This window comes from Alteromonas sp. DYW1 (assembly GCF_059752595.1).
This window is the reverse complement of the sequence record NZ_CM186038.1, coordinates 1,109,661-1,135,143: the sequence shown is the minus strand read 5'-3', so window position 1 is coordinate 1,135,143 and position 25,483 is coordinate 1,109,661. Positions and strand designations below refer to the sequence as shown.

Genomic DNA, 25,483 nt, shown 5'->3' with positions numbered 1-25,483 from the left:
ATCAGTCACTCAATTGCCTCGATTTGTGCACCGACAGGGTAACTAGTTAATTCCACCTACGCGACTAAAACGCACGCCGGTCGGCACCCATTGCGGTAATAAGCTATCTTGCGGCCGTTCAAATTCAAAACTAATCCATATGGCAACCGCTTTGCCAACCAGATGATCATCATGGACGAATCCCCAGAATCGGCTATCTGTGCTATTCTCGCGATTATCGCCAAGCACAAAATAGGAATCAGCGGGCACGATCCATTGATTCATGCGTGTACCAGGCTGCTGATAAAATCGCGATGGGTGGATCATGCGTGCAGGATTACGCAAGATATCATGGGTAACCTCGCCTAGCTGCTCCTGATATTTCTCTAATCGAGTCATGTCTTGGACAAATTCATCGTTACTCACATAAGTCAACGGAACCGCGTACTTTTCTGCACAAGTTTTACCAGCAGCACATGCAGGTGTAATAAAAATTTGCTTATTGCGGTACTCAATCGTATCGCCAGGTAAACCCACGACTCGCTTAATGTAGTCAATCCGAGTGTCTTCAGGGTATTTAAATACAACCACATCACCACGCTCAGGCTTGCCTGTCTCAACAAACTTGTGCCGCGCGACCGGATCTTTTAACCCATAAGCAAACTTTTCTACCAATATGAAGTCACCCACCAACAAGGTTGGCATCATTGAACCTGACGGAATTTGAAAAGGTTCGTAAATAAACGAACGCAATACCAAAACGAAGGCTATCACTGGAAAAATCTGCTTCGCGGTATCAACCACATAGGGATCTTTTGCAGGATCTTCGATAACACCCGATCCGGATACGGACACATTGCCGGTGGCTACTTGCATTTGACGCTTTTTGGCAAAAAACAATGCATCTAATAACCAGATCAGACCCGATAGCACAGTGACTACTACTAGGATCAATGAAAAATAATTTGCCATTATTTACCCACTTTTAGTACTGCGAGGAAAGCGTCTTGTGGCAACTCAACATTGCCGACTTGCTTCATCCGCTTTTTACCTTCCTTCTGCTTTTGCAAAAGCTTTTTCTTACGGCTAACATCGCCGCCGTAACACTTAGCAATAACGTTCTTACGCAACTGCTTGACCGTACTTCTTGCGATAACATGATTGCCAATTGCCGCTTGGATTGCAATGTCAAACATTTGCCTTGGGATGAGTTCACGAAGTTTATCGACCAATTCACGACCGCGGTGCTGAGCATTGTCACGGTGTGTAATAACAGCTAACGCATCAACGCGTTCGCCGTTAATTAGAATGTCCAAACGAACCATGTCAGCAGCGCTAAAACGCTTGAAATTATAATCCAATGAAGCAAAGCCGCGACTGGTCGACTTGAGGCGATCAAAGAAATCCAAAACAACTTCTGCCATCGGCAATTCATAGGTTAGCGCGACTTGTTTACCGTGATAGGTCATATTGGTTTGCGAACCACGCTTCTCAACGCACAAGGTAATAACGTTACCCAAATATTCCTGCGGTACCAGTATATTTGCCTCAACGATAGGTTCGCGGATCTCTTCGATATCATTAACCGCAGGTAGCTTTGAAGGGTTATCGACCTGCAATGTCTCGCCTTTGGTTGTAACGACTTCATAGACTACGGTTGGTGCAGTAGTGATCAGATCGAGGTCATATTCTCGCTCCAGTCGCTCTTGGATAATTTCCATATGCAACATACCAAGGAAACCAATCCTGAAGCCAAAGCCTAAAGCGGCAGAACTTTCTGGTTCATAAAACAATGATGCATCATTTAGACTAAGCTTGGCTAATGCATCACGGAAATCCTCATAATCATCGGAGCTCACTGGAAATAGTCCCGCATACACTTGAGGTTTAACTTTCTTGAATCCTGGTAATGGCTTTTCAGCAGGTTTGCGGGCTAAGGTTATCGTATCCCCCACCGGCGCGCCGTGGATTTCTTTAATCCCCGCGATGACAAAGCCAACTTCTCCCGCTTTCAGTTCTTCTGTTTCCAATGCTTTCGGAGTGAAAACTCCGATTTTGTCAACTTGGTGTACTTGGCCATTTGACATAATCTGAATTTTGTCTTTTTTCGACAATGAACCTTCTACGATCCTAACCAGAGACACAACACCTTGATAATTATCAAACCAAGAATCAACAATTAGGGCTTTTAATGGCGCATCTCGATCGCCCTCTGGCGGAGGAATTTTCTTTACAATCTCTTCTAAAACCTCATTAATCCCTACACCCGTTTTTGCAGAACAGCGCACCGCGTCAATCGCGTCAATACCAACAATATCTTCAATTTCTTCAGCGACACGCTCAGGCTCAGCTTGCGGCAAGTCGATCTTATTCAGGATCGGTACCACTTCCATATCCATATCAATTGCCGTATAGCAATTGGCTAGCGTTTGCGCCTCAACGCCCTGGCCAGCATCAACCACCAAAAGAGCGCCTTCACAAGCGGCTAATGAGCGCGAGACTTCGTAAGTAAAATCTACGTGCCCTGGCGTGTCGATAAAATTTAATTGATAGGTTTCACCATCATTGGCTTTATAATTCAAAGTAACACTTTGTGCCTTTATCGTTATCCCGCGTTCGCGTTCAAGATCCATTGAGTCAAGAACTTGTGCCGCCATTTCGCGCTCGCTGAGACCGCCACAGGTTTGAATTAGCCGGTCAGACAAGGTGGATTTACCGTGGTCGATATGGGCGATGATACTGAAATTACGTATATGCTTATGCTGCATTGCGATGGAAACTACCTGATAAAATTGAAAAGGATGTTGAGAGACCCCAAAACCGTGCGATTTTACTCGTTACTGGCTTAGAAAGCTAGGGTGTGTTGAGTTCTGCGGGCCGATTTTGCGGTTCTTCTAATACGACTCCCAAAAGCCTTGGATGATATTGCGCTTGTTCGCGTCTTTTCAGTAAACCGGATAGCCACACAAATCCACCCAAAGCACTACAAACACTCGCACCAAACACCCACAATTCGTGGTTCACCCCCAAAACCGCGAAGAGCCGATCAAACATCACTGCCGCGCCAATAAAAAGTAATAGTGGCGCAACATAAAGGAGAAACGAAGCACTAAGCAATGCCTCTTCAGCAATTCCAATTCTTACACGGCTGCCTACGCGAACCGGCAAATCTGTTTTAAAGTGCAGCGTTTCACGCTTGGGTGCTAGCGCTTTTGCCACTACCCCGGTACCACAGTCATTATTGGCATGACAGGCATTGCAGGTAGATTTAATTTGGGTTTCAACGGTTATCCAATCACCTTCTACCGCAGTGACTTTGGCTATTTCTTCGACCATTGCTCTATTCGACTCGTGGCACAATAGACATGGCGATTTTATTTGCCGTTTGCGGCGGGACTTCACCAATTACAGACACTTGCAACTGGCCATCTGTGCGCGTTAACACCGTCTCTGAGTCATGCCGATAGACGTGATTTTGCAGCGGCGTAGCATTGGCTGGCATCACATAAATTGAAACATCCACCAAGCCATCACTTAACATCGCATATTCTACCACTTGCCCAGTCACTTGCAGGCGATGGGTATTGCGCTTGACCTCAACCATTCCCAAAGGCATGTACGCAAGTTGCCAATTATGTTGATGATAACGAGCAGGTACTGCTGTGACGTCGGGTAATGCCTCATGATTTATGCGTGAGAAGAATTCATTCGGCTGCTCACTGATTTCCAGCTGCGTCACTTGGACCTGCTTAAGTAATTGACCGTTTTGCTCAAGCATATTCATTTTCAATGGTATACCACTACTTTCGTCAATCCAAAGTTGATAAGCAAAGCGAGAGTTATCACGGCTGACAATACGGATTTGTTGCGCGGCGCGCCCGGATACCCGACCTCTTCCCACTGCAATAAAATCATAGCCCTTTTGTAATGCCAGCGGTGCAGTTAATAATTGATTAGGAAAGGGGCCATCAATAATATGGCCTGACAAGCTGTACGGCGCCTCGTCGGGTTCAAATACACTGATCACTCGATTGACTCGAATAAATTCCTTACCGGGCCCATTGAGAATACTCAATTGCTCCATACTGATACCGTCAGCAAAAACACCATGCCGCCATACATAAGGAACAGTATCCTGGCCGAGTAAATTAACCACCATTGAAATCTGATAATTTTGTCTTGCCAACGCTTCAGACATGCCTAGCAGCCATTCGGCGCCGGTCTGTTTAACAGTCCCCGCTGTTTCCGTCACGGCTTCTTGTGCCAATGCATAGTTAGAAAATAGAAAAACCGCTACAAGCGCGAGCCTCGCAGCGGTCTTTTTGAGGTTAGAAGAAAGCATTTTGCCCGATATAACCTTACGGCTGTGCCGAATTATCTGTACTATCTGCTTCTTGCTCAGTTTGTTTTTGCAACTGTGCCTGTTTCAATTGCATCTGCCGTTGATGATCAGCGATGAGAGCATTGAGTTGGCGACGTTGTTCTAACAACGCTTGCATATCATTACGCTGCACCGTCCGCGTTTGCTCCAGGCTCACTGGCGCTAACCCGCCCTGCGCACCAGCAATTGGGGGAGCTGTCATAAATGGCTGCTCTTCAACGGGTGCGTTGTAATTTTGCACACCTAATATGGCCACGGCTGCAACCGACGCTGCCACTAAAAACTGGCCTGATTGACGCACTAATGGAATTACCCCGCCAATAACCGGGATATCAGACCAACGCCGCTTACGAGGTGCAAGAACCGTTGGTTCTGTTGCAATTGCTTCGGCAATCTGGGCAGAGAGATCGAGTGAGGGATAAGTCATTTCACCGCGGAGCGCATCACCAATAGCGTGATATCGCTGCCACTTTGCCTGCATTTCTGCATCTTGACTAATTGAATCAATCAGTTCACCCGAGTTATCAATGAACTCACCATCGACTAAAGCGGACAAATTTTCTTGCTTTTGGGTCATAAAACTCTCTTTTTTGACTCACGTCTGTATATTAACGCCTGTCGAAACAATCATCAATTCTGCATTAATGGTTGAATCACTTTATCTATCGCTTCGCGCGCCCTAAAAATTCGCGAACGAACGGTGCCTACGGGACATTCCATCACTTCAGCAATTTCTTCATAGCTCAAACCTTCTAATTCACGCAAGGTAATTGCCATACGCAAATCTTCCGGTAATCGTTCTACCACCCGATGCAGGGTTGTTTCAATTTCATTCGACAACAACGCGCGCTCAGGTGTACTGTTGTCATGCAAGGCCTCGCCACCGTCGTAATAATCAGCTTCTTGCGCATCAATATCACTGCCTGGTGGCTTTCGTCCCTGCGACACTAAATAATTCTTAGCAGTATTTACCGCAATCCGATAGAGCCACGTGTAGAAGGCACTATCTCCCCTAAAACTAGGCAACGCTCGATAAGCCTTTATAAATGCCTCTTGCGTTACATCTGCCACGTCACCGGTGTTCTTAACGTAACGACTCACCAAATGCATGACTTTATGTTGGTATCTCACAACCAAAAGGTTGTAGGCGTTCTTGTCACCACGCTGTACTTTTTCTACCAACTGTTGGTCTGTTATTTGCTCACTCATTTGAGCCATTTCTCCTTACTACATTACTGCACGGCTCATGCAAGCAGTTAAATAGACTTTGGCGGATCACAAAAGTTCGATAATATTTTAAAAAACTTAATGCACACTGAATAAAGCCACGTTTCAGCGCTAATAATAACTGCCAGGCTATGGCTTTAACAGTGCTTTGAGCTCAAATTTTGTCGAATACTCCGGTGCCTTCCCAACATGCGTCTTTTCCACTGCAATAACCATCCGCCACAATAAAATATTCACTACCGTCAACCCGTTAGCATGTATACTGCATAGTCTGATTCGCAACAGGTTTAAGTTTGACCTAGAGAGTATCCTCAAACGTATGACCAAAGTAATAGATAAACAAGGCTAAGGGCTCGGTATGCCTGAAAAAAAAATCGCTGCGCAAGAATGTCGCACCAACGAAGAAAGTAATATTCAGCACCAGTGTGACGTACTAATAATTGGCAGCGGAGCTGCAGGGTTAAGTTTGGCTTTGTCACTGGCTGATTATTGCCATGTAATCGTGCTCAGCAAAAGTGATCGGAATGAAGGTGCAACCCGTTACGCGCAAGGTGGAATAGCCGCCGTTTTTGATGCCGACGATAGCATTGACGCGCATGTGCGCGACACGTTAGACGCTGGCGCTGGGCTTTGTGATGAAGCCGTTGTGAGATATACCGCAGAACGCGGTAAAGCCGCAATGGAATGGCTAATCAATTTTGGTATGCCGTTTGACACCGAAACCGGTGCGGATGGAGAGACCCGTTATCACCTTACGCGTGAAGGTGGACACAGTCACCGGCGCATCTTACATGCCGCCGATGCGACCGGACAGGCCGTGCAGTTAACATTAAATGAAGCCGCAAATCAGCACCCTAACATTCACATTTTTGAACGCTATAACGCCATTGATCTGATTATTAATCGAGAAAATCCGCAACAATGCCTCGGTGCCTACGTATGGTCACGTAATAACGAACATGTTGAAGTTATCCGCTGTCGGTTTGCAGCATTAGCGTCAGGTGGTGCCAGCAAAGTCTATCAGTATACGTCTAACCCCGATGTATCGAGTGGCGATGGCATTGCACTGGCATGGCGTGCAGGTTGTCGAGTGGCAAATATGGAATTTAATCAATTTCATCCAACCTGCTTATACCATCCAGAGGCTGGCAACTTCCTGATCACCGAGGCACTGCGTGGCGAAGGCGCATTTTTGTGTCATGCCGATGGTACTCGTTTTATGCACAAATTTGATCCGCGCGCTGATCTGGCGCCACGCGATATTGTCGCGCGTGCCATTGACTTTGAAATGAAACGTTTAGGCGCGGACTGCATGTATTTGGATATCAGCCACAAACCGGCTGACTTTATCGTCAAACATTTTCCGAATATTTATCGTAAGTGTCGCTCACTCGGTATTGATATTACACGCCAGCCCATCCCAGTGGTGCCAGCTGCACACTATAGTTGTGGCGGAGTCGTCACTGACCTGCAGGCAAAAACCGATCTCGATAATTTGTATGCGATTGGAGAAGTCGCCTATACCGGCCTGCATGGTGCTAATCGCATGGCTAGCAATTCATTGCTGGAATGCATCGTCTTCGCGCATGCGGCTGCGGCTGATATTAAACAAAAGTTATCATTGCCAATGCCAAGCCCAGAGATTGCTGCATGGGACGAAAGCCGCGTCACAAATTCTGACGAAGAGGTGATTATTCAGCATAATTGGCATGAACTACGCCTGTTTATGTGGGATTACGTGGGCATTGTGCGCACAGACAAACGGCTAGAGCGGGCGCTGCGACGCATCCAATTATTAGAACAGGAAATCGACGAGTATTACGCCAATTTCCGGATCAGTAACAACTTACTCGAACTGCGAAACCTAGTAATGGTTGCCGAATTGATCGTGCGCTGCGCCATAGAGCGCAAAGAAAGTCGTGGGTTACACTATAATATTGACTATCCAGAACAGGCTGCGCAAACCCAACCGACTATTCTGGTGCCAAACCCCAAACGCCCATTAGCCAGCGGTACATTACAAACCTATACTGACGCCAGCCAATAAGCTTAGCGCGAGGCGTTACAGCGATGTAAACAAATGATTGAGCACCACAGAAGGTAGTGCGCTGGGGGTGGAATTTAAATGCTTTTTGGGGGGTTCAGTTAACCGCAACTGGCAGCAGCTGATACTGCCCCCTGCAGGATAGGTTTGCTGTAAAAATCCGGCTTTCCATCGTCCAGTCGAAACAATTGAAATTCTCGCGTAGTGATCGAATTGGGGCCTGTGCCTTTAAGATAAAGTGCTCCCGCACTTGGCAGCATTGCCGGTTGAATAAACTGGTTGCTTACGGTAAATGAGTTGGTCATTAGTCCCTGCGCACGCAACGTTGATAAAGATAACGATAGACTGTGCATGCCATGCACAATCGGGTGGTCAAAACCAAACAATTTAGCGCTCAATGGCCATAAATGAATAGGGTTATAGTCACCACTGATTTTGGCGTACTGGCGTCCTATCGAAGCAGAGAATGTATATTGCTGCAATTCTTGCATTCGACTTGTTGTTGCAGGTTCATCCCTTTCTATTATCGTCTGCGTTTGTTGTTTGGCCCGCAAACGGTACAGGTAATCGCTGCGAGCTTCATATACGCATTGAGAGCCCTGCTCAGCTGTCGTGGTTATGCTCAGCATGAGTCCCTTACGATGCCTATTGACAGCTGTAATTTGTGCATTCAGTGTGTAACTGTCTGCGCACAAGCGCGTGGGACAAGTAATTTGATTGCCTACATGCACTAAGCCCAAGGCTGGGAATGGGGACGACTGATCAAGAATGCACTGTAATTGCAGAGGAAGACTTTTGACTTGCAGCAAAGCCGGATGCAAATCGGGGTCCTGCCAGCCATGCAGAGCATTAAAGCTGTCGAGCCAAGGGCTGCCAGCGCCGATTGAATGGTGCGCAGTGAAGCGCGGGAACCTAGCCTGCGTGGCGACCGGATTATCGGCTAAAAATTGCATCCGCTCTCGGTTCGAGCGCTTGAGGAGTGCCTGTAACAAAAACTGCATTGTTAAGGTTTACCACTAGAGGTTTTTTGAGTTTTAATTATCCACGCACCAAGGGTGCGCTTATTTTGCTCACTTAATTTAGCGCAATTGAATACTAACATTTTACGCTGAATACCCCGCTCTCGGGTCGCTGATTGTAATGCTAGCCACACCAACCATAGGCTCAACCGAGAATCAGACGTTATTCTCCAATGCTGATCGGTGCCTGAAACGAGTACCTCACCGCTATCATTTATGTCTAGCTGGATCTTTTTCCGCTGGGCAAGCTGCCAGCTTAAATACATTGCAGCAACAATGTAGATAACCGCTACCGCCGCATTGCCAATAACTGAAATACTAGCGCACAATGGCAATGCTACTGCTAATAAAGCAAATCCAATCGCTACCGCAGGAGAAAAACCTGTGGTGTAGGTAAAACTACACCTTAACACGCGACAGTATATGCTGGATCATCGCGTTCAAGGCTGGATCACTGCATTGTTGATGCCCCATAAACCAAGCGAACAGATCCGGGTCGTCAGACGTTAAAAGTCGCTCAAACTCTTCTTGTTGTTCTGCGTTTAACTCATGAAAACCAGTTTCAACAAAGGGCATTAGCAAAACATCTAACTCCAGCATGCCGCGGCGGCACGCCCACTTCAATCGCGCATACCTTTTTTCAGAAAACATATATCTGCTCACAACTATTTTTACGCAGACTATAGCATGCTTCCAAGCCCTTGTTGACTGCTCTATGGTTCACTTTAATCAGCGCTTATATTTGTCTACTAAGTGCGCAAAAGTGCCGTCCTCGCGCAGTCCTTTAAGCTGCTCGTTTATTTGCTCTACTGTAGTCTCTGCAACACTTTCCTTGCTAAACATAACGTAAATTTCTCCGGTTTGGATCGTATAACCATGAGCTTTAACGTAGTTCTTTAGGCCTTTGCGCCATAGCATAGAGGCGCCAACCAGACTGTCTTCCAAATAGCCATCAATATCCTGATCGAGCAATCTTGCGATATTCATTTCGCCAATAATTGCTGGCACAAAATAGCTTGCGGTTGATTCATTATCTAATAACGCTGAGACTTCCGGGCCGTAAAAATATTCACCCACAATCCCAATTCGGCTCTCGTTCAGAATAAACTCGTCGATGTTTGTGTAATTTGAGCGTTGCTCATCATCGTTACGAATATACAGCGCGAACTCCTCCATGCGGTAAGGAAGGCTAAAGTATGCATATTCCTCTCGAGCCGGCGTCTTTGAAGCGCCCAGCAGCACGTCGACCGCGCCGGTTTTTAACTCATTCAAAAGTGAAACCCATGGCCCTTGCACAACTTCAATTGCGCATCCAATATTACGCATTGCCGTAGTTACAAGCTCAACATCCATTCCCATAATTTCATTATTTACGTCAACGTATTGATAGGGTTCCCACACATCAATACCCAAACGTAAGATGCAAGCACTTGCAGCAACCTCCTCTGACTTAGCTTGAACTTCTCTGGTATCAGTTGGGTCGGCATTTGCGTTATTGGAGGGAGATGTGAGTGGTGCTGATTCTTGCGCTGGGCTACAGGCAAATAACCAGACGCAGCAAGATAAAAGTAGTAACTTAGCAATTGTTTTCATGGTCATGCACTCGTGTAGTGTACTTGATTAAGTCTAAGCCACATTGAAAATTTTGCTAACGTTTGCGTCGCACAATAGTTTTTTAACTGTTTTATCCTAGCCGATTGATCCTGCGCTATTGGTCCCCATATTCACTTCAATAAACATTGATAAACTAAACGCTGTTAAGTGTTAGAGAGCAACAGGTCACTTATTGTTATGAACCAATCATCAATCCCAAGCAGTTTTGTCTGTTCGTTGAGTTATTTAGCGGTGATTTCAGTTTCGGGGGAGCAAGCTATCGACTACTTGCAGGGGCAATTAACCTGCAACCTTAAACAAGGTTCACAAGACCAGGTTCAACGTTACTGTCATTGCGACTTTAAAGGTAAAATGTGGGCGAATGGGTTGGTGTTTACCACTGGTGCTAACACAAATTTGATCTGTTCTGCGGACGTTATACCGCAGAGTATTGCTGAACTTAAAAAGTACGGCGTATTTTCTAAAGTATCAATCGAGCAACGTGAAAACCTGTGGTTATTCAGTGGCTGGGTGGGCACTGATGCAGCCAAGTGGCTTACTGAGCGTTGGGGAAAACTCCCGCCAACGCCATCAAGCGCTTTAGCATTACCAAACAACCTAGGGTGGATACTAAACTTGTCCACCGACGCCTGCGAAAGATATCTGGTTTGTACAACCGAAGCTCTCTTAGCTACCGCTTCGGAACTGAGCTCACTAGTGACGTCTGAAGAATGTTGGCAAGCACTGGAGATATTGCAGGGTATGCCATGGATTACTGCGAACACGCAGCAAGAATATGTACCGCAAATGCTAAATATGCAGTGCCTGGATGCTATAGACTTTAAGAAAGGCTGTTACATGGGGCAAGAGGTCGTGGCGCGTACCAAATATTTAGGTAAAAACAAGCGTGCAACATACCTACTAATGGGGCCGGCGGACGAATCGAATTCGATCCGTATTGATTCAGGTGATATGCTTGAAAAATCAGTGGGTGATAACTGGCGCCGAGGCGGCACAATTCTGAACGCCGCAAGTTATGCTGGTCAGTGGTATTTACTTGCTGTTTTGAGCAATGACAGTGCAGTGGGCGAACAGTTGCGGTTAAAGGCTAACCCCGATGTAATACTTGAGATACGCCCTCTGCCCTACTCGATCGACAATTAATTGGAAATTAAATGATTGAAAAAAATAATGTAGTAACAATGCATTACACCGTCAGTACCGCTGATTCTGTAGAAATAGACTCGTCTCGCAAAGGCGATCCCTTAGAGTTCCTTTATGGTAACGGTTTTTTGGTCGCAGGTTTAGAAGAAGCGCTTGCAGGTAAGCAGCAAGGGGATACATTCGAAATTACGTTAGCGCCAGAGAAAGCCTATGGTGAACGCTTTGATAATCTGGTGCAGGCAGTCCCTAAGAGTATGTTTGAAGGTATGGACGTTGCGGTTGGAATGTCATTTCGAGCAACGACCGACCATGGTGACCAGTCGGTAATGATTATCGATGTTACTGACGACGAAGTTATTGTTGACGGCAATCATCCACTCGCCGGGGTGGAGCTGCATTTTGATGTCGAAGTTATTAATGTACGTGAAGCCACTAGCGAGGAAATTGCGCATGGTCATGTGCACAGCGCAGGTGGCTGCGGACACAATCACTGATAAATTCGAGCCTGGAATCACTTCGTATTAGGCACAACTCAGCGCGGTACCTGAAGCATTCTCGTATACTCCGTCCTGATTTGTGTCTGCACTCGCCTTTATCCTTCCCTGCATACTTAAAGATAAGCCTCTTGCGAATTTGACTTGTTTGCTTTGATGACACAAGACAAACTCGGCAGCAATCGAAACCGCGCCACTTGGAAGAAAAACGAGTGGATTCGCGGGGCCTTCGAGTTGATTGACCTGACTATTACCGCCAATAGAAACGATCAATTCTTCAGTGCCGCCTCGACTGCCATCTCCATTCGCGTCAGCGAAAACCATTTTGGGATCATCCCAATCGGCACTACAAGAAGTGAAATTAGTCGTAGGGCATACGATAGTCTCGACCTGTTCATCTATCGCAGTATGTCTAGCGTATTGAATAATGCTACTTAACTCATTTATTTCAGCGACAATTCGATTCTGCGTAAGTATGCTCTGAATGTTCGGTGCAACAGCCGTAACTAGGATAGCGACTATCGCTAGGGTAATCATCATTTCAAACAATGTGACGCCACGCTGCTTAAGCATTTGAACTCTTCGATTATCTATGTCGTAATGTCAGTATACACTAGGCTAACTAAATAACGGTATTTTCACTGTAACCTATGGTGATAATAATATACCCAACAACCCACAAAAATCGCGAACAAGGCAATTAAGCAAATATGGTTGATCAAATGCTAAAACAACGTGTCATCGAAGAAATGCAGGTATTACCGCATATCGATGTTGAATATGAAGTTACACGTCGAGTAAATTTTATCAAAAGGCGACTCAGACAGTCCGGTTTAAATAGTTTGGTACTGGGTATTAGTGGCGGTATCGATTCCTGTACTCTTGGGAGGTTGGCACAAATAGCAGTGGATGAACTCAACCAAGAGCATCAAGAACGTTATCAATTCATCGCTGTAAGATTACCTTATGATAAACAAGCTGATGAGGTTGATGCGCAGCATTCCATTGATTTTATCAGGCCTACTCACGCAGTGAGCGTCAACGTTCAGCCGGGCGCGGATGCGATTCATAATACAACGGCTGCTGCCCTGAGAGACTGTGACTTGTTACCAAACAATGCGGCCAAGCAAGACTTTGTAAAGGGCAACGTAAAAGCGCGCACCCGCATGGTTATCCAATACGAAATAGCAGGAATGCTCGATGGCTTGGTGCTTGGCACCGACCACAGCGCAGAAAATATTACCGGTTTTTACACCAAATATGGCGATGGCGCCTGTGATTTGGCGCCACTATTTGGTTTGAGTAAACGTCAAGTAAGACAAGTAGCCAAACACTTAGGCGCGCCAGAGAAGATTATTAATAAAGCGCCGACTGCAGATCTCGAGACCTTATCTCCGCAAAAGGCCGATGAAGATGCTCTTGGACTATCATACGATCAGATTGATGACTTTCTAGAGGGAAAGCCTGTAGACAATGCCGTCTCTGAGCGTTTGTTATATATTTATACAATTACGCAACATAAGCGTTTGCCTATCCCTACAATCTACGATGGTGAATAAATGAAAAAAGTCGAAGCGATTATAAAACCATTTAAATTGGATGACGTCCGTGAGGCTCTTTCTGCAATCGGAATCAGCGGGCTTACTGTGACAGAAGTGAAAGGGTTTGGACGCCAAAAAGGACACACCGAAATGTATCGTGGTGCCGAATATCAGGTTGATTTTTTACCCAAAATGAAACTAGAACTGGTTATCCCCGACGAGCTGCTTGATCAGACGATTGAAGTTATAGCTGCAGCAGCGAAAACGGGCAAAATTGGTGATGGTAAAGTATTTGTTACGCATGTAGAGCGGGCTATTCGCATTCGTACCGGAGAAGAAGATAACGAAGCAATATGAATACTCATTTGCGCTGAACAACGGCGAACAATTTTAAGACGGCAATTCGCCGCAGTTCAGCACTTCTTTAACACGTAACAAAGACCGCGAATTGTCTGTCTCGTTTATACTCTTTCGCGGGGTCCAAAGGCAATAAACTAACAGCCCCAACAATACTCGGATGCCGAGATACTGCCACTATTGTCTTTATCCCAAGCCTTACGTCCATCACTGAAAACAAACAGCGAACCGTCTGCCGCTTGCGGCCCCCCAGAAACCGGTGTCGCTCTAATCCGGTAACTAATTCCATTCGCTGCGACTTGCTCGATTGTCAAATCATAGCGTTTTTTCGCTGCTGGCTCTGTGGCGGGTGAGTGCGATTGAAAAATAGCTGGAGCCCCAGTATTCCCCCCCCCTGAAGCTGCGCCTTCATAAGTAAAATTAGCGGCCTTATGACGTTCCATTGCAGCCGCTAATGCCATTAAATCAGCCTGAGCTGTGCCTCTATAGCTACTCACCATCATACTCTGGTAACTCGGATAAGCGATTGCAGCTATAATCCCGACAATTGCCACCACTATCATTAACTCCACCATAGTAAAACCCTTGGCTTGAGCGTCGAGTTTTACTCGCTTATATAGCATACTATTCCCTCTCTATCTCGGTTTGCCAACTACCCTTTTGTACTCGCTCAAAGCGACCGTATATATTACGCGCTAAACACTCGAAATCAGAATTACAGGCTTGTGCATTACCGTTGTTATCCAATTTAATTACAGCTGATACACACTCTGTACCTAAACATACAACAGGTTGAACAATGTCTTCTATGAGAATTTTTGTATCCGGAGCAATTCCCGTTTGTTTAAGTTGTGCAAACCGATCCCCCTTATCCAAATCTCCAGTCCGGTTTAAATCATCAACAGCGTTAGCATTAAAGAGGTTGACCAAATAAGCTCGGCTATTTCCAGTGGGTGGTGCACAGCTACTGGTACTAGAACTAGCTGGTACGTAGGTCGTAAAGAAAATTTTGTAATCCAGTATTAGTGGGGAAGAAAGCACTTTCTCGCCATCCGTTGTTAACCGTAACAACCATCCTTTTTTACTTGCCAACGTAGTATTCGCGATATCTCGTGTAGTCTGATTCGCATCTGTCAATAAATGATCAGTTGCATCATAGAGATCAGATTCTACATAGGGGGTACTTGGCATGACATAATCTCCATTTGCATCTATATTGAAGACCCCATCATCCTTGATCATATAGAACCGATCATCGATCTGTGTATCCAAAGGGCCTGCTCGGTAACCACTGCCAACCGCTACGGCGTAATACAAATCATCGCCTAAGCTTATTTCAGATACATCTGGACCATAGTAGAAGCGTCGATTATCAGCCGCAGAAACTCCACCGAAGTCGGCTAGCAGCCCCCCCTTAATGAAGTTTGCACCAACTTGCCCCTGGTATATGTCAAAACGGAATAGTTGGCCGCCCATGTCAGCTGCATACATATGATCAGCAAGCCCATCATTATCACGGTCGATTACAGAAATACGCGCGGGGATACTGTACTGCATTTCTGGAACATTAAGATCTGCGCCCGACAAACTGGCTTTCCATAATAACTGTCCATTGTCAGCGTCAACCATAAATATAGCGTTACCGACGGAGTCCGGTGAACGTACAGTCTTAGTATCTTGGTCCTCATCATAACCACCACCAAAAATCATTACGTTTTTGGTAGAACCACCGATATCGACTTTAGTAATTGTAGGACGTGACCACGTTTGACTCAATTCCTCAAAACCAGGCGAGCCGCCGGTAATTTGGAAAACCAGTTGTGGCGAATTCTTACTCGAAACATCAAAGACGTAGTAGTTACTTCCTCCCCGACGCATGCCCAAATAGAGGTATGTTTTACCATTAGTTGTACGCAATACCATGTCACCGTCAAGACCATAGATATGATTAAACGTTGAAGTATCTCGGTACAACGGGTGTAAATTTGATAACAAATCTTGCGGAATAATGGCGTAATTTTCGGTGCCTGTCGCGGCGTCAATCGAGTGTAAGAAGCCATGGTTAGTCGCAACAAAAATTGCGCTATCGGTCGCTGAATAATTGACGATAACAGGTTGACTATGGATTGGATCGCCCATCTGTAAACGCACATCAGTGGTATCTCCGTCACCATCATCATCACGGACGTCAACACCTCGCGCCCATTTCAACACATTTTCGCGGACTAACACAGGATTAGTTTCGGTATCCACTCCCATCATAGTGGTAGTAATACTGTTATTCGATTCATGTAGCGCATTGCTGCTAGTCGCGATATTCCCAGCACCAGAGAACGTATAAATGTTTCGGCTTAGTGAAACTTTGCTCGCAGCCCCTCCATCACGCACATCATTGCCATCAGCCAAAGTTGACCAGTATGAGTGGCTATTGTCGGCAAAAAAACCTGTTACTGTGTCGACGGCGTCTAGGCCATTTTTATCTAGCACTTTATCACCATCAATCTTGTACTTTTTCAAATTACCCGGCCAAAGTGTGCCTTCAGACGGCTTAAACAAGGCGAAATACAGTTCATCACGATGCGTTAGACGGTTTAACTGATTGACCGCAACGCCGGGAGAAACGAAGGTTGCATTGACGTCTTTAACCGAACGTAAAATCGTTTGAAACGCATCGACTAATTGTGCACTGTTATTCGCAGTATAAAAACCACCACCGCTTTGCAGAGCCAGATTGTTTAAAAACGTATTGGCTTTATTATTTGCGGCAAAACCGATCGTGTGAGTAATTATCCGCGCATCAATTGCTGACTGATTGGCTTTACTTAAATTACTCACCAAATCAATACCGCATTTTTCTCCACCTGAGCCACTGCACGACTGTCCAAGCAAGGTCTCTATTTCATTCACACTATGGTTATTGTTCGCTTCACCGTCAGACAGTAAGACAATGTGGTTATTCGTTTGACATTGCAGGTCAACAATGGGCGAGATGTAGGTAGAGCCGCTTGGAATATATTCGTTAATACAGTTAGAACTACTTAAGTTATCATCTGTACAACCGCTCGGACGCACTGCATCAGGGCCAATATAAGAGGCTCGATGGCTTACCCGTGTATTTCTGCGAACAGTACTGCTGACTGACCCATCACCGCGGCGTAAGCCGTAATACACATCGCGCCCACCATAGTATTGAGAGGCTTCATACAGAGTATCCACAATGGGTGTAAAACCGCTTGCACTTAAGTCATCCACTTGGCTAATCAAATGTTGGCGAACAGTTGCTGTTGTTCCAGGTACTGCATTCCCTTGATATTTAATCACAAGAACTGGGGAGCCTGAAGGTTTACCTCGATAGCTGTATGCTCCTCGTTTACCGGAAAAGTTAGAAAAAATGAACATCATGTCATTATTAGGTTCCCAACCGCTCCGATTGACGATTTGTTGCACGATTGGTGTTAATGATGGTGTTTTATAAACTGAGTTTTTATAAAACGCTGGAATATTCGACCAAGTAACCCCGACGGTTTTGGCCTTGTCGCGCAAGGTGTAACGCTTATAATTACTGAAACTTTTGGGATCATCTTCGTCAGCTCCTTGAATTAGCATTGAAGCACCGCCACCGGTATCAGTCTGATAGGCAGTAAATTCAATGTAAGCATCCGAAATCGTAGCGCCTTGAGGTAAATTCACATTCCGAAACCGAGCGCCAATAAACGCGTTATTGCTGCTCCTGAAAGTTAACTCACTCCCCGTTGACTGGTAGCCATCATTGCGTTCCTCGGCATTATTTCGATTCGAACTCACTTGATAAGCTAGCTGCCCGGTGACGCAGCCCGTAGCGGTGGTATCATCATAAGTGACGACCAGTTGAGGCGAACGGCCCGTCCCCTCTTCCGTAGCTAACGCGCGACGAGCGCTCGACGCATCGCTGCTACTACCCTGAATAATTAAATTCAATGCACTACCACCGCACCACGTCGTTTGATCAACAACCTCTTGGATCACCCCGATTAAACTCGGTGTATTAATGGTTTCACCAGACACAGGGAAATCATTGTTTGCAGCCCAAATTACAGAACTACTGGTGACAGGTCGGTTACTAATGTCATTCGTCGAACTCGTAAACGCTTGCGCATCGCCGCTAAGTTCTCCCCGAATAGTTATTATTGACGACGCAGTATTAAGCTGCCCTGAAGTGAAGCGTAAAAATGCGTTAGTAATGGTAGCGCCACGCGGAATATTGAGCTGAGTAAAACGCAAACCTGTCGTTACCGTGTTAGTCCCTTGGGTAAGCACCAGTTGATTGTTAGTTATATTAACTGAACCACTGACTTCATAGGCATCGTTGTCACCCGCACTGGTTGAAGTAATGATTTCTGGCTGTACAGCCTCATCGATATCACGTATAGGGTAAAGCACTGGCCCGCCAAGGTCAGAAAAACGCATTAATCCAGCATTAATATTTGTGGCTGAACTAAGAGCATCTTTCAGCGCATTCTGCACTCGTAGCATTCGAGATTCGGATGTGCCATCCATTGCTGTCATACTGCCAGAGGTATCCATGATAAACAGTACGTTGGGATTATACGTAACAGCGTTAGTACCTGACCCCAGATAAATATCCAAATCATCGCCCATAGCGGTGGCACTGATAAACACGCTTAACACAAAGCTTATCAGCGAAACCCGTGCTAGTTTGTAAAGATTACGTTGCATAATAGACTCCTCTCGACTACTGCGAGGCCGGTGCAAATACGGATGCAGTTAAACTATTTGCGACCGCAAAGGGTTTACCGTTGACCTGACCACAGCCACGGACAATAAATACATGGCAATTGATATTGCTGCCACCTATAACATTACTTGAGCCTCGACACGCTTGTTCACGAACAAAGGCCGTACGTGACCAGCTGTCGGTTATTGGACGGTCATCGAAGTTGCCAATGCCGGTATGATTAGTACCTGTAGTAAGCCCCCCCTGAGTCACAGACCGATTCGTCCAAGTTGCATTCTCAAAACAACTCAGGATCTGAACGCTGGGATCAAGAACATTGCCCTGACGGGCATCGGATAAAGGGTCACTTAAATTGGGATCGGTTAAAAGAACTTCATCTTCTGACTCAAATAAAACTCCGGCGATTGCAGCTTCGGCAGCATCGAAGGCGACCGAAGAGGTTTCCATTGACGTAGCCATTTTGCTTTGCATTAAGCTACTCGAAACTGCAGCAACGCCTAAAATAGTCAGCGATAAAAGAATTAACAGGGCAAAAACCAACACCAAACCTTGCTGTCTCATATCCCAATACTCCTGACAAAATTCTTCATGTTTCGTAACGCAATAGTCACCTCAAACGGCTTGTATATATGCTCGTCGCCAAGCGTAAGCGGCGCTTCATCAAGTAGCACATAGGACGGAGAGCCATTCAATTGCACGCGTCCATCACCTCTTACCAACACAGCCAAACGCACTGCGACGACTTGGCCCCCATTAGCAATTGCAGCAGCCAGGTTATCTGCGGTAATAAACTGCACTGGCCGTGCAGATGTATCACCGGCTAAATCTGCATCAGCGATACCATACAGAGCCTGAAAGCTTTCTACGTCGTCAAGTAAGGTAAGCGCGGTATGACCGTTATGTCCGACGGCATTCTTCAAGCCGCGCAGATAACGCCCATCAAAGCCGCGACATTTGAGCTCGGTACCATCTAAAAAATATTCATTGACCACATGAAACTCTGCATTGTTGTAACCCAGAGTGTAACCCCGGCAGTCCCGATCACTTTGCAAGCTAATAACTAAAGTGTCACTGTCTGTAGGCCCCGGCCCCTCAAGCGCTCCTAATGCAGGTCGCGAGACAAAGTCACCGGGTAATGGAATAGGATGGTTCTGCACGAAGGCTGCTTCAACAACAATATCAACAGAGCGGTCAAGTTGCGCTGACAGTGGGTCATACCGCCCCGCCATGATGACATCTGAGCGAAAACGATTAACAATAAAACGCCCGCTTTCTTGCGCTGAAGCAACGGCTCGATTTAGGCGATCTGTGACTGAATTACTGACCATCACTTGAATAATTGCACCTGAGATAATTAAGCCCAGCGTAAGTGCAATCATTACCTCAATAAGCGTAAAACCTTGTTGATGTCTCATAGAACGACCTCGACGATGACACAGTCATGGTCGCTAGTTTTATTAATCATGCAATCAGGATTTAACTCGCGATTATTACCCTGCCAGCTTTCCACCGGCCAAGAAAGTATTACGCTGTGGCGTGAACCTACGCTACAAGCATCCGTGTCACCCAAATTATTGTCGACGCATGTCAATTCTATTTCGATGGCTGGATTAGAATTGACTGCAGCGCACGACATTTCGTAGGCATCAAAGGCCGCGATTTGAGCGGCCGTGCAACTGTTCTGTCGACAATCAGGTATGGTCGCAGGAAACGCCAAACAATGACAGTCATAGGGTTTAGCCGCTGTACCACAACTTAAATTATTAAAATTATAGAGTCCGTTATTAAAGTATTCATTATGCACTACTAAGCCATCACCTTGATCAGATGAAATTGCACTGGCACGCAATCGCTCGCTCATTTGCTGTGCTACCAGAACGGCTTGAGTTCGATTAAGTGCATCTGCATTGGCAAATGAGCCGATAAACTGCAGTGAGGCAACGCCCAATAATCCCACCGCCAGTATGAACAAGGTAATTAATACCTCGACCATGCCGACTCCGTGTTGGAAAGCTAAACGTTGAATTACCCGCCTATAATCACTCATAACATTGTCCCGACTCTCTCTTTTGCAGTAAAAAACGAAACCTTTATGGCATTGTTCACTGCATAAGAGGATAGCTCATTTAATCGAAGGGATAGTTATTTTGGGGGATTAAAAGGTATAAAAAAAGCGTACCTGTACCGAAACATCTCCTCAGTACAGGGCAACAAGACTAGACTACTTGCTTAATTCTAAGTTCCTTGGGGACTGCAAACTCCACATTTTCTTCCCTCCCCTGGCGCTCAGTTGCAGATGTTGCTCCTAGCGCTTGCAAGCGTTCAATCACCGCTTGCACCAACACTTCAGGCGCTGATGCTCCGGCTGTGACGCCAATATTAGTTGCACTAGATAACCATTCGGTTTGAATACAATCCGCACCGTCGATTAAATATGCGGTGGAACCAATTTTTGCCGCCAATTCCCGCAATCGATTTGAGTTTGAGCTGTTCTGTGCGCCTACTACCAATACGACATCGCATTCGGCAGCAAGTTCACGAACCGCATCTTGACGATTCTGCGTTGCATAACAAATATCATCCTTGCGTGGCCCTTCAATCTGCGGGAAGCGCTCACGTAAAGCATCGATCACTTCTGCCGTGTCATCGACGGACAGCGTAGTTTGACTGCAATAATAGAGATTACTTTCGTCTTTCACCTGCAAATTTGCGACATCTTCAATGGACTCAACCAAATAGATACCGCCTTTAGGGTTATGGTATTGCCCCATTGTTCCCTCAACCTCAGGGTGTCCAGCATGACCAATCAGAATGCACTCTGTCCCCCTTTTGCTTGCTCGGGTAACTTCCATGTGCACTTTGGTCACCAAAGGACAAGTCGCATCAAAGACCTTTAGACCACGCTCAGCCGCTTGTTGTCGGACTTTTTGCGAAACTCCATGCGCACTAAATATGACGATACTATCATCAGGTACTTCAGCTACTTCATCAACAAACACTGCGCCCCGAGCCTTTAGCCCATCAACCACGAAACGATTATGCACAACTTCATGACGTACATAGATTGGCGGTTGGAATAACTCGAGTGCACGCTCAACAATAGTGATTGCCCGGTCTACACCAGCACAAAAACCGCGCGGATTAGCCAAATGAATTTGCATAGATTCGTCCAAATAATTTAGTGCATCGATTTTGCTTCGGGGTTACGTACCGCCAAAATTTCCACATCAAAGATAACAGTTTGACCTGCTAACGGATGATTAAAATCAACCGTAACGGAATCTCCGGCAACACTGCGGATAATTCCTGGTATTTCAGAACCATCAGGTTGCGCGAACCCGATAATCATACCTTCCTGGACACCTTCTTCCAACTCAAATCGACTGCGCTCCAGGTGATAAATATTATCTGGATTCGGCATGCCAAATGCGTCATTTGCAGCCAACGTAAACGACTTGCGCTCTCCCTCTTGCATGCCCAGTAAACAGGCCTCAAAGTTAGGGGTTAAACTGCCATCCCCCATCACAAGCTTTGCTGGCTTATTGTTAACTCGGGTACTGTCAGCCGCAGAACCATCTTCTAACTTTAAATCAAAGTGCATCAGCACTTCGCTTTTTTCGTGGATTATATTGTTACTCATTTAGGGTTTTAGATTCCTGATTGTCTTTGCTTAGCAACATATCGAGAATTAACAGGGCCGCGCCGATAAAAATTGCACTATCCGCAATATTAAATGCTGGCCAGTGCCACTGCTGATAATAAAAATCTAGGAAATCTATTACGTATCCGTGCACCAAACGATCATATACGTTACCCAGCGCGCCCCCTAAAATAAAGGTAAAGGCCACAGGTAGTCGAACTTGCTGTTTGGGGACTTGCCGCAACCAATACAATAATAATGCACTGACGCCAATAGCGATTGCGGTAAAGAACCAACGTTGCCAACCACCTGCATCGTGTAAAAAACTAAATGCTGCACCATAGTTATGCACGTAGGTCAGGTTAAACAAAGGCATCACTTCAATCGACTGATACAGTTTCATTTCTTGCACGACAGTCAACTTGGTCCATTGGTCAACAATAAAAACCAACACACTGATCCACAAAAAACGCAAACCGCTATTCTTGAGTGCGTTAAGCATAATGACGCGCCTCACCTGCTCCCGCAACGTTAGTCACACAACGACCGCACAACTCTGGATGTTCACTATGCGAGCCGACATCATCGGTGTAGTGCCAACAACGAACACACTTATTATCATGAGTCTTGCTTACTTGCACTTGCAAGCCTTCAATATCAGTTGCGCTGGCATCATCACTGGTCCCTACAACCACGTTGACCTTTGAGCAGATAAGTACAAAGCGTAATTCATTTTCTAACTTCGCTAATACTTGCGCTAGTTGCTCATTCGCGTACAGCGTTACATTCGCTTCCAGTGAACCACCTAAGACACCATCCTTACGGGCAGCTTCTAGGCATCGATTAACAGCAGTCTTTACTTTCATTACTGTTTGCCAAAAACGATTGTCATACACAGGTGCGACATTTTCAAAGCCCGTGTACCAAGTTTCGGTAAATACAAATTGACTGCGCTGACCGGGTAATGCTTCCCAGACTTCTTGCGCAGTGAAACTCATCACTGGCGCCATCCAACGCACCAGAGCCTCAGCGATATGATACAACGCGGTTTGGCATGACCGACGCGCATGTCCGTCAGCTTTGGCGGTATACTGACGATCCTTGATGATATCTAAATAGAAACTTCCCATTTCAATCGAGCAGAATTGCATCAGTGCCTGCGTGACTTCGAGTAAGTCATATCGACGGTAAGCGTCTTCGATATCCGCTTGTACTTCCTGTGCACGTTGCACAGCCCATTGATCCAGTGCCACCATATCAGCGCTGGCAACTTTGTGCTCTGTGGGATCGAAGCCGTTTAAGTTGGCGAGTAAGAAGCGCGCGGTATTGCGGATCCGCCTATAGGCGTCAGCCGAACGTTTTAAAATTTCGTCCGAAACCGCAATTTCACTGCGGTAATCAGTAGACGCTACCCATAAACGTAAAATGTCCGCTCCCAGTTTGTTGGTTACCTCTTGCGGAGATACCACATTACCCAACGACTTCGACATTTTCTTGCCATCTGCATCTACGGTAAATCCGTGCGTTAGTACCTGTTTATAAGGGGCATGACCGTGCATCGCGACTGAGGTCATCAATGATGACATAAACCATCCACGATGTTGATCTGAGCCTTCAAGGTAGAGGTCTGGCGCTGCAGGCAAATCATCCCGTCGCTCAACCACAAAGTAATGGGTTACGCCAGAGTCAAACCACACATCCAAAGTATCAGTGACTTTCTCATAGTCTGAACTATCTGCTCCTAGTAACTCTTCGTCACTGAAATCCCACCATGCTTGGATCCCTTTTTGCTCAACGGCCTGAGCAACCCGCTCCATAATGGCCGTCGACTGAGGATGAATGTCACCACTGACTTTATGGATGAACAACGGAATTGGTACACCCCAGGTACGCTGGCGTGAAATACACCAATCAGGACGCCCTTCGACCATACTCTCAATGCGGCTTTCGCCCCATGCTGGGATCCATTCAGTTTTATGGATTTCCTCGATAGAAGTCGCACGCAGATTATTTTTATCCATGCTAATAAACCATTGCGGAGTCGCACGGAAAATAATTGGGGTCTTATGACGCCAGCAATGCGGATAACTGTGCTCGTACTTGACATGCAAGATGAGATTACCGACTTCCGCTAATGCTGCAATAATAGCGTCATTAGCTTTAAATACGTGTTGCCCCTCAAAATTTGCCGTGCCAGCAACATAAACACCGTTACTCGCAACCGGGTTATACACTTCGATGCCATAACGTTTGCCAACATTAAAGTCATCCACACCGTGCGCTGGCGCTGTGTGTACACAACCCGTGCCTGATTCTGTTGTCACGTGTTCACCAAGAATGACCGGCACTTGGATTGGATCTAAAGGATGCTGGAGCATTAGCTGCTCAAGTGCTTGCCCGGTAGCCACTGCAAGGTTTTCTATATCTTTAGCGTCATACCGAGACACGCAACTCTCCACCAAGTCCGCAGCCAAAATTAACGTCTTGGCTTGCCCTTCGATGGTCATTCGAACCAATGCATAGTGTAGCTCTGGATGCAATGAAACCGCACGGTTTGCTGGAATGGTCCAAGGTGTCGTTGTCCAGATCACCATGGCGGCGTCTTCCAACAATGCTGGCTCTACCTTAAATGCATTAGCGAAGCCGGCAGAGTCAGCAACTGGAAAGGCAACATCAATGGCGGGCGATACCTTATCTTTATATTCAACTTCAGCTTCAGCGAGCGCTGAACCACAATCGGTGCACCAATGTACCGGCTTAAACCCCTTCTCAACATGACCGTTGTCAACAATTTTGCTCAACGCGCGAATGATATTAGCTTCAGAGCTAAAATCCATGGTCTTGTAGGGGTTTTGCCAATCACCAAAAACCCCAAGCCGGACAAAGTCAGCTAACTGACCATCGATTTGCTTTTGCGCGTATTCACGACATTTTTGCCGAAATTCCGCAGTCGTTACTTTATGCCCGGGTTTACCGACCTTTTTCTCCACCATCAACTCAATCGGTAATCCATGGCAATCCCAACCAGGCACATAAGGTGCATCATAGTCAGCTAAAGTTTTAGACTTAACGATAATATCCTTAAGAATTTTATTGACCGCATGACCAATATGGATATTGCCATTCGCGTACGGTGGGCCATCGTGCAATATAAAGGGTTTCTTACCTGCTTTGGCTGCACGGATCTTGCTATATAGATCTTGCTGCTGCCATTGCTTAAGCATTTGCGGCTCACGCTGTGCAAGGTTCCCGCGCATAGGAAAGGCAGTATCAGGTAAGTTCAAGGTGGCTTTGTAGTCACTCATGCGG

25 protein-coding genes are annotated in these 25,483 nt (G+C 46.1%); 5 read left to right on the top strand and 20 right to left on the bottom strand.

Annotated features, from left to right (window positions below; all coding sequences use genetic code 11):
* Positions 1-42: 42 nt before the first annotated feature.
* The 6 genes from lepB to rpoE all read right to left on the bottom strand — a co-directional run bounded on the left by lepB (position 43) and on the right by rpoE (position 5,569).
* Entirely contained in the window at positions 43-951 is a 909-nt protein-coding gene (lepB, locus tag AC121Z_RS05055) for a signal peptidase I (RefSeq protein WP_498127203.1), read from the bottom strand.
* Positions 951-2,747, bottom strand: coding sequence for a translation elongation factor 4 (gene lepA / locus AC121Z_RS05050; protein WP_498127202.1), 1,797 nt, complete (start codon positions 2,745-2,747; stop codon positions 951-953). The genes lepB and lepA overlap by 1 nt, the downstream gene beginning before the upstream one ends.
* A gap of 85 nt (positions 2,748-2,832) precedes the next feature.
* Positions 2,833-3,315: a SoxR reducing system RseC family protein gene (locus tag AC121Z_RS05045; protein WP_498127201.1), complete on the bottom strand. Its 483-nt coding sequence runs from the start codon at positions 3,313-3,315 to the stop codon at positions 2,833-2,835.
* A 4-nt stretch (positions 3,316-3,319) separates the two neighbouring features.
* A complete protein-coding gene (locus AC121Z_RS05040) occupies positions 3,320-4,321 on the bottom strand; it encodes a MucB/RseB C-terminal domain-containing protein (RefSeq protein WP_498127200.1) in 1,002 nt (333 codons plus the stop codon).
* A 16-nt stretch (positions 4,322-4,337) separates the two neighbouring features.
* The gene (locus AC121Z_RS05035; protein ID WP_498127199.1) at positions 4,338-4,937 is read right to left on the bottom strand and encodes a sigma-E factor negative regulatory protein; all 600 of its coding nucleotides are present in this window, start codon (positions 4,935-4,937) and stop codon (positions 4,338-4,340) included.
* A 53-nt stretch (positions 4,938-4,990) separates the two neighbouring features.
* Positions 4,991-5,569 carry an RNA polymerase sigma factor RpoE gene (rpoE, locus tag AC121Z_RS05030; RefSeq protein ID WP_498127198.1) on the bottom strand — a complete coding sequence of 193 codons (579 nt, stop codon included), beginning with the start codon at positions 5,567-5,569 and terminating at the stop codon, positions 4,991-4,993.
* Between the two features lie 376 nt (positions 5,570-5,945).
* Between rpoE and nadB the strand changes: the two genes are divergently transcribed.
* A complete protein-coding gene (nadB, locus tag AC121Z_RS05025; protein ID WP_498127197.1) occupies positions 5,946-7,634 on the top strand; it encodes an L-aspartate oxidase in 1,689 nt (562 codons plus the stop codon).
* A gap of 98 nt (positions 7,635-7,732) precedes the next feature.
* Here nadB and AC121Z_RS05020 read toward each other — a convergent pair whose 3' ends face one another.
* The 4 genes from AC121Z_RS05020 to AC121Z_RS05005 form a co-directional block, all read right to left on the bottom strand.
* Positions 7,733-8,632, bottom strand: coding sequence for a MaoC/PaaZ C-terminal domain-containing protein (locus AC121Z_RS05020; RefSeq protein ID WP_498127196.1), 900 nt, complete (start codon positions 8,630-8,632; stop codon positions 7,733-7,735).
* 2 nt (positions 8,633-8,634) lie between these two features.
* The gene (locus tag AC121Z_RS05015; protein WP_498127195.1) at positions 8,635-9,063 is read right to left on the bottom strand and encodes a hypothetical protein; all 429 of its coding nucleotides are present in this window, start codon (positions 9,061-9,063) and stop codon (positions 8,635-8,637) included.
* Complete coding sequence (locus AC121Z_RS05010; RefSeq protein ID WP_498127194.1) at positions 9,050-9,301, bottom strand: FAD assembly factor SdhE; 252 nt, start codon at positions 9,299-9,301, stop codon at positions 9,050-9,052. Before AC121Z_RS05010 ends, AC121Z_RS05015 begins: the two co-directional genes overlap by 14 nt.
* 78 nt (positions 9,302-9,379) lie before the next feature.
* A complete protein-coding gene (locus tag AC121Z_RS05005) occupies positions 9,380-10,249 on the bottom strand; it encodes a substrate-binding periplasmic protein (protein WP_498127193.1) in 870 nt (289 codons plus the stop codon).
* A gap of 192 nt (positions 10,250-10,441) precedes the next feature.
* Between AC121Z_RS05005 and ygfZ the strand changes: the two genes are divergently transcribed.
* Positions 10,442-11,407 carry a tRNA-modifying protein YgfZ gene (ygfZ, locus tag AC121Z_RS05000; RefSeq protein WP_498127192.1) on the top strand — a complete coding sequence of 322 codons (966 nt, stop codon included), beginning with the start codon at positions 10,442-10,444 and terminating at the stop codon, positions 11,405-11,407.
* Between the two features lie 11 nt (positions 11,408-11,418).
* Positions 11,419-11,901, top strand: coding sequence for an FKBP-type peptidyl-prolyl cis-trans isomerase (locus tag AC121Z_RS04995; RefSeq protein ID WP_498127191.1), 483 nt, complete (start codon positions 11,419-11,421; stop codon positions 11,899-11,901).
* A 27-nt stretch (positions 11,902-11,928) separates the two neighbouring features.
* On the opposite strand, the gene AC121Z_RS04990 is transcribed toward AC121Z_RS04995, so the two are convergent.
* Entirely contained in the window at positions 11,929-12,474 is a 546-nt protein-coding gene (locus AC121Z_RS04990) for a GspH/FimT family pseudopilin (protein ID WP_498127190.1), read from the bottom strand.
* 149 nt (positions 12,475-12,623) lie between these two features.
* Between AC121Z_RS04990 and nadE the strand changes: the two genes are divergently transcribed.
* Together nadE and AC121Z_RS04980 are read left to right on the top strand one after the other, a co-directional pair.
* Entirely contained in the window at positions 12,624-13,460 is an 837-nt protein-coding gene (nadE, locus tag AC121Z_RS04985; protein WP_498127189.1) for an NAD(+) synthase, read from the top strand.
* On the top strand, positions 13,461-13,799 hold the full coding sequence (locus AC121Z_RS04980) for a P-II family nitrogen regulator (protein WP_498127188.1): 339 nt from the start codon (positions 13,461-13,463) through the stop codon (positions 13,797-13,799). It abuts the gene before it with no gap.
* A 137-nt stretch (positions 13,800-13,936) separates the two neighbouring features.
* Here the strand turns inward: AC121Z_RS04980 and AC121Z_RS04975 are convergent, their stop codons facing one another.
* The 9 genes from AC121Z_RS04975 to ileS all read right to left on the bottom strand — a co-directional run bounded on the left by AC121Z_RS04975 (position 13,937) and on the right by ileS (position 25,479).
* Positions 13,937-14,422 carry a type IV pilin protein gene (locus tag AC121Z_RS04975; RefSeq protein WP_498127187.1) on the bottom strand — a complete coding sequence of 162 codons (486 nt, stop codon included), beginning with the start codon at positions 14,420-14,422 and terminating at the stop codon, positions 13,937-13,939.
* A gap of 1 nt (position 14,423) precedes the next feature.
* Positions 14,424-18,515, bottom strand: coding sequence for a PilC/PilY family type IV pilus protein (locus AC121Z_RS04970; protein WP_498127186.1), 4,092 nt, complete (start codon positions 18,513-18,515; stop codon positions 14,424-14,426).
* Positions 18,516-18,531: 16 nt separating this feature from the next.
* Complete coding sequence (locus tag AC121Z_RS04965; RefSeq protein WP_498127185.1) at positions 18,532-19,095, bottom strand: PilX N-terminal domain-containing pilus assembly protein; 564 nt, start codon at positions 19,093-19,095, stop codon at positions 18,532-18,534.
* Entirely contained in the window at positions 19,092-19,949 is an 858-nt protein-coding gene (locus AC121Z_RS04960; RefSeq protein ID WP_498127184.1) for a PilW family protein, read from the bottom strand. Before AC121Z_RS04960 ends, AC121Z_RS04965 begins: the two co-directional genes overlap by 4 nt.
* Positions 19,946-20,581, bottom strand: a complete 636-nt coding sequence (pilV, locus tag AC121Z_RS04955) for a type IV pilus modification protein PilV (RefSeq protein WP_498127183.1) — start codon at positions 20,579-20,581, stop codon at positions 19,946-19,948. The genes AC121Z_RS04960 and pilV overlap by 4 nt, the downstream gene beginning before the upstream one ends.
* A 169-nt stretch (positions 20,582-20,750) precedes the next feature.
* On the bottom strand, positions 20,751-21,695 hold the full coding sequence (gene ispH / locus AC121Z_RS04950) for a 4-hydroxy-3-methylbut-2-enyl diphosphate reductase (protein ID WP_498127182.1): 945 nt from the start codon (positions 21,693-21,695) through the stop codon (positions 20,751-20,753).
* A gap of 17 nt (positions 21,696-21,712) precedes the next feature.
* A complete protein-coding gene (gene fkpB / locus AC121Z_RS04945; protein ID WP_498127181.1) occupies positions 21,713-22,174 on the bottom strand; it encodes an FKBP-type peptidyl-prolyl cis-trans isomerase in 462 nt (153 codons plus the stop codon).
* Positions 22,167-22,676, bottom strand: a complete 510-nt coding sequence (lspA, locus tag AC121Z_RS04940) for a signal peptidase II (RefSeq protein ID WP_498127179.1) — start codon at positions 22,674-22,676, stop codon at positions 22,167-22,169. Before lspA ends, fkpB begins: the two co-directional genes overlap by 8 nt.
* Positions 22,669-25,479, bottom strand: coding sequence for an isoleucine--tRNA ligase (ileS, locus tag AC121Z_RS04935; RefSeq protein ID WP_498127177.1), 2,811 nt, complete (start codon positions 25,477-25,479; stop codon positions 22,669-22,671). The genes lspA and ileS overlap by 8 nt, the downstream gene beginning before the upstream one ends.
* Between the last annotated feature and the right edge of the window lie 4 nt (positions 25,480-25,483).

Excerpts from the sequence above, each read along its gene's own strand:
- AC121Z_RS05010 (WP_498127194.1), bottom strand. The coding sequence starts at position 9,301 with ATGTTTTCTGAAAAAAGGTATGCGCGATTGAAGTGGGCGTGCCGCCGC.
- AC121Z_RS04995 (WP_498127191.1), top strand. The coding sequence starts at position 11,419 with ATGATTGAAAAAAATAATGTAGTAACAATGCATTACACCGTCAGTACC.
- AC121Z_RS04990 (WP_498127190.1), bottom strand. The coding sequence starts at position 12,474 with ATGCTTAAGCAGCGTGGCGTCACATTGTTTGAAATGATGATTACCCTA.
- AC121Z_RS04980 (WP_498127188.1), top strand. The coding sequence starts at position 13,461 with ATGAAAAAAGTCGAAGCGATTATAAAACCATTTAAATTGGATGACGTC.
- nadE (WP_498127189.1), top strand. The coding sequence starts at position 12,624 with ATGCTAAAACAACGTGTCATCGAAGAAATGCAGGTATTACCGCATATC.
- fkpB (WP_498127181.1), bottom strand. The coding sequence starts at position 22,174 with ATGAGTAACAATATAATCCACGAAAAAAGCGAAGTGCTGATGCACTTT.
- nadB (WP_498127197.1), top strand. The coding sequence starts at position 5,946 with ATGCCTGAAAAAAAAATCGCTGCGCAAGAATGTCGCACCAACGAAGAA.
- ygfZ (WP_498127192.1), top strand. The coding sequence starts at position 10,442 with ATGAACCAATCATCAATCCCAAGCAGTTTTGTCTGTTCGTTGAGTTAT.
- AC121Z_RS04970 (WP_498127186.1), bottom strand. The coding sequence starts at position 18,515 with ATGCAACGTAATCTTTACAAACTAGCACGGGTTTCGCTGATAAGCTTT.
- lepB (WP_498127203.1), bottom strand. The coding sequence starts at position 951 with ATGGCAAATTATTTTTCATTGATCCTAGTAGTAGTCACTGTGCTATCG.
- AC121Z_RS05005 (WP_498127193.1), bottom strand. The coding sequence starts at position 10,249 with ATGACCATGAAAACAATTGCTAAGTTACTACTTTTATCTTGCTGCGTC.
- AC121Z_RS04965 (WP_498127185.1), bottom strand. The coding sequence starts at position 19,095 with ATGAGACAGCAAGGTTTGGTGTTGGTTTTTGCCCTGTTAATTCTTTTA.
- lepA (WP_498127202.1), bottom strand. The coding sequence starts at position 2,747 with ATGCAGCATAAGCATATACGTAATTTCAGTATCATCGCCCATATCGAC.
- AC121Z_RS04960 (WP_498127184.1), bottom strand. The coding sequence starts at position 19,949 with ATGAGACATCAACAAGGTTTTACGCTTATTGAGGTAATGATTGCACTT.
- lspA (WP_498127179.1), bottom strand. The coding sequence starts at position 22,676 with ATGCTTAACGCACTCAAGAATAGCGGTTTGCGTTTTTTGTGGATCAGT.
- AC121Z_RS05040 (WP_498127200.1), bottom strand. The coding sequence starts at position 4,321 with ATGCTTTCTTCTAACCTCAAAAAGACCGCTGCGAGGCTCGCGCTTGTA.
- AC121Z_RS05045 (WP_498127201.1), bottom strand. The coding sequence starts at position 3,315 with ATGGTCGAAGAAATAGCCAAAGTCACTGCGGTAGAAGGTGATTGGATA.
- ispH (WP_498127182.1), bottom strand. The coding sequence starts at position 21,695 with ATGCAAATTCATTTGGCTAATCCGCGCGGTTTTTGTGCTGGTGTAGAC.
- rpoE (WP_498127198.1), bottom strand. The coding sequence starts at position 5,569 with ATGAGTGAGCAAATAACAGACCAACAGTTGGTAGAAAAAGTACAGCGT.
- AC121Z_RS05035 (WP_498127199.1), bottom strand. The coding sequence starts at position 4,937 with ATGACCCAAAAGCAAGAAAATTTGTCCGCTTTAGTCGATGGTGAGTTC.
- AC121Z_RS05020 (WP_498127196.1), bottom strand. The coding sequence starts at position 8,632 with ATGCAGTTTTTGTTACAGGCACTCCTCAAGCGCTCGAACCGAGAGCGG.
- AC121Z_RS04975 (WP_498127187.1), bottom strand. The coding sequence starts at position 14,422 with ATGCTATATAAGCGAGTAAAACTCGACGCTCAAGCCAAGGGTTTTACT.
- pilV (WP_498127183.1), bottom strand. The coding sequence starts at position 20,581 with ATGAGTGATTATAGGCGGGTAATTCAACGTTTAGCTTTCCAACACGGA.
- ileS (WP_498127177.1), bottom strand. The coding sequence starts at position 25,479 with ATGAGTGACTACAAAGCCACCTTGAACTTACCTGATACTGCCTTTCCT.